We start from the raw sequence: 8500 nt of genomic DNA, 5'->3' as shown, positions 1-8500 counted from the left end.
CGACCCCCGATTCGTTTACAATCTTAATTATTTCAGCATCACGACTATTACAACACTTGGATATGGAGACATTATTCCAGTGCATCCTTTCACACGTACCCTGACGATGATTGAAGCCCTTGTGGGGCAACTCTATCCGGCGACCCTTTTAGCGCGACTGGTTTCACTGTACATATTACACAGCCAAAGATCCGGCAAATAAGGGACCTGCCCGCTTCCTACGGGATGGCGACGCGCGTGGAGATAGGAACGCAATGACAGAAGAGAAGAAAGAGAGAACAAGGATGGGATTGCCCATTCTCCAGGGGATCCTGCCTCTCACACCATCGCAAATCCCGGCAGACATCATCGCCGGCATCACGCTTGCGGCCCTTTCCATTCCTGAGGTGATGGGGTACACGAAGATTTCGGGTACGCCGGTGATCACCGGCCTTTATACCATCCTCATCCCCATGATCCTTTTCGCCTTTTTCGGGTCATCCCGTCACCTTGTGGTGGGAGCCGACTCTGCAACGGCAGCTATTCTTGCCGCGACCCTTACCGGAATGGCAGCGCCCTATTCGGCCGAATGGCTTGCAATGGCAGGCGTCCTCGCATTATTGGCAGCGGCGCTCCTGGTATTGGCCCGTATCCTTCGTCTGGGGTTCCTGTCTGATTTTCTTTCGAGGACCGTCTTAATCGGCTTCCTGACCGGCGTCGGCATCCAGGTTGCCGTCGGTGAGATTTCGGGGATGTTGGGGCTCCCTGGGGGAGGGCATGGCCCTCTCCATAAGATTATCAAAGACCTGCAGCAGATCGGACAGATGAATCTTTATGACGTAACAATATCACTCTCGGTAATCGTTGTAATCATCGGTTCCAAGAAGGTGTCGAAGAAGATTCCCGGAGCCCTGATTACGGTAATTGGAGCTATCATTGCGAGCTCGGTGTTCGATCTGGCAGACCACGGCGTCAACGTACTTGGTGCAGTCCCGATCGGCCTGCCAAAGATCGGTCTGCCTGACACCCACGTGGACAAGGCCCTCATCCTGACGCTCCTTCCCACCGCCTTTGCAATGTTCGTAGTAATCCTTACACAGAGCGCGGCGACCTCGAGGGCATACGCTGCCCGCTATAACGAAGGTTTCAGCGAGGACGTGGATTTGGTCGGCCTCACCCTCGCCAATGTCGGCGCCGCATTATCAGGGACCTTTGTGGTGAACGGAAGCCCGACCAAGACCCAGATGGTTGACAGCGCAGGCGGCCGCAGCCAGTTGTCGCAGATCACGACGAGCCTCATCGTCCTCATGGTGCTCCTGTTCCTGACCGGTCCTCTGGCCCTGATGCCGGCAGCCGTCCTGTCGGCCGTGGTCTTCCTGATTGGCGTGGAATTGATCGACTTTAAGGGGATGCGGAAGATATGGGTCCAGAGCCGGACGGAATTTTGGGTAGCGCTGGTGACTGCCGTTGTGGTGGTCACCATCGGCGTTGAGCAGGGCATACTTCTCGCGATGGCGCTGTCGCTTGCAGACCATGTGAGGCGGAGCTACCGGCCGAAGAACAGCGTCGTCGCAGCCGACGAGAAGGGCCGCTTGAGGGTGGTGCCGCTGACTGCTCCGGAGCAGCTCAGACCCGGCCTCATGGTATACCGCTTCACCCACACCATGTACTACGCAAATGCCGACCGGCTTTCGCAGGAGGTTGTGGATCTTGTCAACAGCGCCCACCCCCCCTTGAAGTGGTTTTGTATTGAGGCATCGGCTGTGGCCGGCGTGGACTTTACGGCGGCTGCAACCCTGCGCTCGCTCCACGGTTTTTTGAGAGGCAAAGGGGTCCGTCTCGTCTTTGCCGATGTTTTCGACGAGACGGTCCGCGACGAGTTCGACAGGTTCGAACTCACCGGTCTCATCGGGAAAGACGCCTTTTACCCGCGTCTTCCGGAAATGGTGGACGCATACGAAAAGCTGTTTCCTGCTACCGGGACAAGAAACTGACATGCCCCTTGTCACTCGCAGCGCTCTATCGTTTCTCTTGATCGTTTGTTTTACCTTCGGCCTTGCGGTCGCCGCGGCGGCCCAGGAAGAGGCCGCTTCTTCTCAAGAATCGAGGAATCTTGCCCAGGATCAGGGGACGGCCCCATACCGATCCCTTCGCTGCGCCACACCGGCCAATCCGCAAGGTCTGCATTTTGAGTGCGTGGGGAAGCCCTTTGACGCCCTCACGGAAACATTGACAAAGGATTTCGGGGAGTATCGAACGGCGCTGGCGAAACTCGGGATAACAGCGACGCATTCTTACACTGCGCAGTTCATGGGCAGCGTCAGCGGCGGTCGGAGTCAGGGGTTCACCTATGCCGGCACACTGGTGGACCTGGTCTCATGGGATCTGAACAAGTTTCTGGGCGCGCCGGGCCTTTCCTTCAATGTTGGGGCGAGTTATGCCTCGGGCAGAGACCTGTCGATGGAACATATCGGCAACGTCTTTATGGTCCAGAGTGCGTTCAACGGTAAGGGAAACGTCAATCTGCAGCAGATGTACCTGCAGCAGCAATTTCTCAGTGGCGCCCTCACTGTTGCCCTTGGCCGCCTGGCCCCCGCCAATACCTTTGCAACAATGCCGGTACTGAACAACTATCTCAGCGGGGGCATCAGCTCCGTCCCCGCCTCTCTCGGCATCAACGACTCGGCGTTTGCGCTCAGCCCCCCGGGTGTGGAGTGGGGCGCCCAGGTGATTTATAACTTTACCCCTATTATTCAAGTTGGTGCCGGCATGTTTAATACGAATCCCTCTGCCGCAGCAGGGAAAGATAACGGGGTCAACTTCGCCTTTCAGCAGGGCAATACCGGTGTGCTGACCGTTGCGCAGGCCAGCTACTTGCACAATCAGGCCCCCGGAAATGCCGGTCTGCCCGGAGAATACACTATCGGCGGTCTCTACAACAGCAACAATTTCAGCAGTCTGAGCAGTCCCTCCGGCAGCGTGAGCAATAACTACAGTCTGTATGCGATGTTCCAGCAGATGGTCTATCGGGATCCAGGGCCGGGCGGTCAGAAAGGCCTGACAGTGTGGGGCGAGGCCGCCATATCTCCGAAACCGAGCGTGAGCAGCATGCCCTATTTCCTCGGCGGCGGCCTGAGCTACCAGGGTCTCATCCCTGGCCGGGGGAGTGACCTCGCCTCGATCGGGGCGCTGTATGGGAGTTTCAGCGGATACATACCACAGACGTCGGGTGAGGCGGTGATCGAGGTCAACTACCAGATAACCTTGACCCCATGGCTCTCCATCACGCCCGATTTTCAGTACGTAATGAAACCGAGCGGCAATAGCGCTATCAGAAATGCCGCAGCCCTGGGCTTCCAATTGGCGGTGACGTTTTAGGTTCCATCGAGATCGAAAGCGCGGTTGCAAGAGCCTGTTGAACGTGCTATAAAGTAGATAGCGGCCGCAACTATCTACGCAGGAAGGGAGGACAGCATGGATCCTGCACAGATTCTTTCAGTCCTGTCTGCATTGGCTGCGGGAGTATGGTCGGTTTTGACCTGGAGCGGTGAGCAGCAAAGGGAAAGGCGGCTGAAGCGTGACCAGGAGGCCGCGCTTTTCGTCAATTCTTTTATGCTGTCAACCGAAGAATTGCAGGCGAGACTTTACAGTATTCTTGAAGAAGGCGAACTGGCCTTTTATAAGAAGGAGTATCCCGGCAAGTATGACGTCGGCTCTCCCGCTGCGATTGAGATCCTCTACCGTTTGGGCCAGTACTTCGGGTGGGCCCGTCTCATTTATCGGTATGGCCCTTACACGAGGGACTCCAGAGTAATAGAGCTGACGAGAAGGATAGCGAAAGCCTGGGAGAGTCGCTCGTTTCCGGGGGATGCCTTCCGTTGCAGCCTGGACGAAAGGAGTTCTCTCGGCGCCGCTGTGGTGCGGCGTGTTGGAGAGGTCACCGCCGTTCTTCCGGTGTTTGAATCCATCCCGTTCTTTCAGTTCGCGCAGGAGGTCAGCGACGAACTGAATAAACGCGCCCCCTTGTACCGGAGCGCGGCGGTCCGCAGGACCCTTGAAGCCATCGACCGGGCTGATCGTGTTGAGGCGATGGAGGGACATGAGCGGTTGGCAGTCCTGCAGAATCTCCTTGTCGAATTGCTCGCGTATCTCGAAAACAGGGAAGGGTTCAGCGTTTCCATCGGGGAGCGCAGAAAAGCAAGGGTGAAAGGGGCTTATGGCCGGCTGTCAGCGACACCGAGCACAGTTGCCACAATAATTCACCAGACCCGGGGACGCATCCGTCTGCGGGTCCCTCGCTTGAAGACGGATGCGTCCTACGCAACCGGCCTGCAATCGCTTTTGGAGTCTCTGGAGGATATCCTGAGCATTCGCGTGAATATTAGTGCGGCCTCGGTAATCATCAACTACAGTCCTGACATTCCTGATGATGAGTTTGCTCAAAGGGCAATAAAGACTATTGAAGGAGGAAGCTCCGCAGCGCTTTCTTCATAAGGGCTGACGGAAGTGTCATGGGAGCATCGGGAAAAGGTCTGAAGCGGTTCACCGAATTCTGGTGGCGGGATCGCGGGTTCTCTGCGCTCCTCCTGCTCCTTATCCTAGTTTTTTTCCTTTCCCCTTTTCTCGATACCTGGCTGGCAAAAATCTTTTTGTCAATCTTCCTGGTGCTGCTCCTGATCTCAGGCACCGCCTATACGACAACAAGACGGTTCCCGCGTCTCGTCTCCCTTGTGGTTGCAACTGTCGCGTTGATCTTCGGTGTGTTGCGTTACTTCATCGAGAGCCGGCTCATCTTAGGTTGTTCGTACATCTCCACGGCGGTCTTTTTTTTCCTGCTGATCAGCGTGCTGCTGAAACAGGTCTTCCGTGATGGCCCGGTAACGGGCCACCGGATTTGGGGTGCCATTGCGGCCTACCTGCTCATTGGTGTTACATGGACGTTTATGTATGAACTGATCGCCCTTTTCATCCCCGGGGCCTTTTCCTTCCCTCCGTCCATGACAGCGCCGCCAGGCGAGCCTGAGCACCAGTCGTCGCTGACGTACTTCAGCTATGTCACCATGGCAACACTCGGGTACGGCGATATCGTCCCTGTCCATCCTGCAGCCCGTATGCTGGCGATACTTGAGGCCCTAACCGGCCTGCTCTTTCCTGCTGCGCTCCTTGCCCGTCTCGTTTCACTGGAGATCATCTACCGGAATGAGCGCACTGATCAGGATATTCGGGATGAAACCGGAAAAGGTGAGGACCCGTAGTTCGTGGCGAGTCCTTTCCGGGCGGGCTTGCCTCTATGGTGCGCGGTCTTGTGTCCTCGATGTTTCGACTCCCGGCAAAAGGCAATAAGCCGGATACGGCACCCTGGGAGAGAAGGATGCGCAGCACAGAAAGTTGTGATATCCTCTCATTATGAGAAGCTGCCGAGGATGATCAGAAGGATATGATCCATCATGAGATGAAAAACACCTGCTGCACCCCGAGAAAGGAGATCGGCGGATCTCTTGTCGTTCGCCGTATTTTGAGCGTCTGCCTGGTCTCGGCGATTTTATTATTCTTTTGGCCTCCCTTCGCCTCGGGGCAGCAGTTTCTCCAACCGCTTGCGCAAACGGGTAAAGAAGTGAAGGCCTCTTCTCTTGCAGCACTTCTCGGAAGTGATGCTGAAATCGACAAGGAAATCGACCGGATCAAGGCGCAGGTTGACAAGCTTATGGCCGAGAGCGTGGCCTTAGGCAGCGCCCAAGTCCTGGGAGCAAGCCCCGATGAAGTAAGAGAGCAGGAAAGAATAATGAGCGAGCTGACGATAGACCTCGACAAGCAGATAGATACGCTGAAAGAGCTGAAAGAGATAAGGAAGGACAATGCGTCCTATGAGATGGAGCGGAAATCCTGGAAGGGCTTCGGAGAGGCTCCCTTCTCCATCGCCTTCCTCGATGGCATCCGCGATTCACTGCTTTCCCAGCGGCTTGCACTTCAGTCCTTCGAATTCAGGCTTTCCATGGCCATGAGGTCCTTCAAGAGGTTTGACGACGACCTGAAAAAATCGCGGAAGGCGCTCCGCCTTGCAGAGGAAGTGAGTTCAAGGAGCGTAAGGACCCCCCGGGAGCAGAGAAACCGGTGGCTCCTTGATCTTGCCAGGTTGCAGAACGAGAGGAACGAAGCCGGGTTGGTGCTCGCGGAACTGAACCGCCTGACCTACGAGACCGCAGTCAGGGGAAAACGCCAACAGATCTCATTTCTCGAAGAAAATCTCAGGACCGCCGAGGCCTCTTCGCCTCTGTCAAAGGAGGACTTCGACAAGAAACTCCGTGATCTTGAGAGCAGTCGCAGGGACCTGGAAACCGGCTTGCTGAGGGCCCAGAAGAGCGAGGCTGAGGCGAAGAAGAACCTGGACATCATCCGCAATGCCATGAGCAGTCTGTCAGCCGCGGGCGAAGAAAAGGGGCTTCCACAGGGCCCAATCAAGAAGGTGATCGAGACACTCGGGCTGTCTCAGGGAAGGAAGATCTCCCCAGAAGAACAGCTTCGGCTTCTCACTCTCGGCTTCGAAGCTGAGCAGGTTTTTGTTGAGACCGCGCGCCTCAAAGTAACCGCGTTCAAGGGGCGGATACAGGCTGTGAACACCACCGAAAGGATATGGCAGAACCGCTACTGGCTTAATCAGAAGAGGGACCTGAAGGATATGCGGGAAAAACAGGCAGAGGTGGCGGAAACCCTTGCGCGCCTTGGAGTCACCAAGCAGTTTGCCGATTCCAGTCTTTCGAGCTGGATGAACCTCATCAAGAATCAGAAGGACAGAATAGCATCTCTTAAGAAATCGGATCCGACAGCGAAGGTCCAGCAGCTGATCCTCAATGCCTACGAGGAACGTCAGGACATCACCCTGGGACTGATCGAGGGCATCGGCAGACTTGAGCGCCTTGCCAGCCGCCTGAACGACGAATTGACCCGCCGCATCGACGAGGCATCCGTCGCAAGCCGCGCGAAGGAACGTTTCCAGCTCGCCTATGCCTTCGTCAAAAAGATCTGGAATACCGAGCTCTATGTCGCCACGGAGACGACGGTTATTGAAGATCGCACTATCGTCAGACCGGTGAGCGTGACGATCGGAAAGGTTGTGAAGGCCTTCATTATTCTCTTCATCGGCATCTGGATCGCGGCAAAGATCGGAAGGGCAATCCAATGGGCCTTGACAACGAGGCTTCAGTGGGCAAGGAGTAAAGCAGAGCCCATCGGGAAGGTCATTTACGGCTTCATGTTCATCTGTGTCGCTATCTTCTCGCTCATTTCGGTGAATATCCCTCTTGCGGTCTTTACCTTTCTGGGAGGCGCCCTTGCGATAGGCCTTGGGTTTGGAGCACAGCATCTCATCAATAATTTCATCAGCGGCATGATCCTCCTTTTTGACCGTTCGATCAGAGTCGGAGATATCGTTGAAGTGGACGGTCAGGGCGGACGGGTGACGGAGATCGGGATGAGAAACTCCCGCATATACCGGTTTGACGGCATTGACATGCTCGTTCCGAACAGTCAGTTCCTCCAGCAGAAAGTCACGAACTGGACCCTTTCAGACCGGAAGATTCGCTATTCAGTCTCTGTCGGCGTTGCCTATGGTTCTCCTACGAGGGAAACGGAACGCCTTATCTTGAAGGCGATCGAAACGCATCCGATGGTCCAGAAGGACCCTCCGCCAACCATACTCTTTGAGGACTTCGGCGACAGCTCCCTCCTCTTCACCGGCTTCTTCTGGATGGACCTGGTTTCGAACAGGGACAACCGTGTCGCTGTGAGTGAAATACGGCATGCGATAAATGACCTTCTCGAACAAGCCGGTATCGTCATCTCCTTCCCCCAAAGGGACGTGCACGTGGATTCTTCAAAGCCGCTCGAGGTGAAGGTCTCGTTTCCTGAGAAGGAGGTGAAAAAGGAGTAACTCTGGTAAAGCAGAGAAGGTTCCTTGCCGAAATATCGGTAGATTTGCCGAAATATCGGCAATGAGAATTTTCTGCAGGTTTTTTTAGTTCTGTTTGTTAGAGAAAAATCCTTATAAAAAGATGGCTCTGACTAGCAAACAAGGGCATTTTGGTGATGGCAGGCGATTTGCTTCTTTAATAGGGGGGACTCGGCCGTAAGCTATGCAGTACAGCTCTGTCCTCTTTGCAGGAAAAGGAGAAGCCGGCATCCGATGGACATTCTATTAAGGAGGACTTAACCATGAAAGACGTCACAAAGCAAGCAGTTCAAATTCAGGAGATATCAGCGAAGGTCACCAAGCTTTTCCAAAAGCGGATGCAGCTGGCCCAGGAACGGTTCAACGAACGCGTTCAGGCTGCCTACAAGGAGCAGATTGTCGACCTCGTTAGCAAGCCGACGTCTCCCTGGGAAATCTGGACGAACTGGCTCGAGTATTCTACGGACTTTGTGCAGCGTTCAGTCCTGTTCTGGGATACGATGCGACAGCGGGGAAATAATGCCGTCGAACACGAACGCGCAGGCAAGCCTCCTGTGCTGCACTTCGAGTATGAAA

Annotated in this window: 6 protein-coding genes; all 6 read left to right on the top strand. The window is 55.3% G+C overall.

Features of this window, described 5'->3' with window-relative positions; genetic code table 11:
- Nucleotides 1-254: 254 nt before the first annotated feature.
- Entirely contained in the window at nucleotides 255-1973 is a 1719-nt protein-coding gene (locus VFG09_03865) for a SulP family inorganic anion transporter (GenBank protein ID HET6514271.1), read from the top strand.
- Nucleotide 1974: 1 nt separating this feature from the next.
- The gene (locus tag VFG09_03860; GenBank protein HET6514270.1) at nucleotides 1975-3357 is read left to right on the top strand and encodes a carbohydrate porin; all 1383 of its coding nucleotides are present in this window, start codon (nucleotides 1975-1977) and stop codon (nucleotides 3355-3357) included.
- Between the two features lie 96 nt (nucleotides 3358-3453).
- Nucleotides 3454-4473: a hypothetical protein gene (locus tag VFG09_03855; GenBank protein ID HET6514269.1), complete on the top strand. Its 1020-nt coding sequence runs from the start codon at nucleotides 3454-3456 to the stop codon at nucleotides 4471-4473.
- Between the two features lie 17 nt (nucleotides 4474-4490).
- Nucleotides 4491-5234, top strand: coding sequence for an ion channel (locus tag VFG09_03850; protein HET6514268.1), 744 nt, complete (start codon nucleotides 4491-4493; stop codon nucleotides 5232-5234).
- A gap of 182 nt (nucleotides 5235-5416) precedes the next feature.
- The gene (locus VFG09_03845; protein HET6514267.1) at nucleotides 5417-7906 is read left to right on the top strand and encodes a mechanosensitive ion channel domain-containing protein; all 2490 of its coding nucleotides are present in this window, start codon (nucleotides 5417-5419) and stop codon (nucleotides 7904-7906) included.
- A gap of 281 nt (nucleotides 7907-8187) precedes the next feature.
- Nucleotides 8188-8500, top strand: a 313-nt coding sequence (locus VFG09_03840; GenBank protein HET6514266.1) for a DUF3141 domain-containing protein, incomplete at its 3' end; no start/stop codon positions are given.

The sequence above is a fragment of the Thermodesulfovibrionales bacterium genome (assembly GCA_035686305.1).
Classification (GTDB): domain Bacteria; phylum Nitrospirota; class Thermodesulfovibrionia; order Thermodesulfovibrionales; family UBA9159; genus DASRZP01.
The sequence above is the reverse complement of the archived record's forward strand: the minus strand, read 5'-3'. Positions and strand labels throughout refer to the sequence as shown.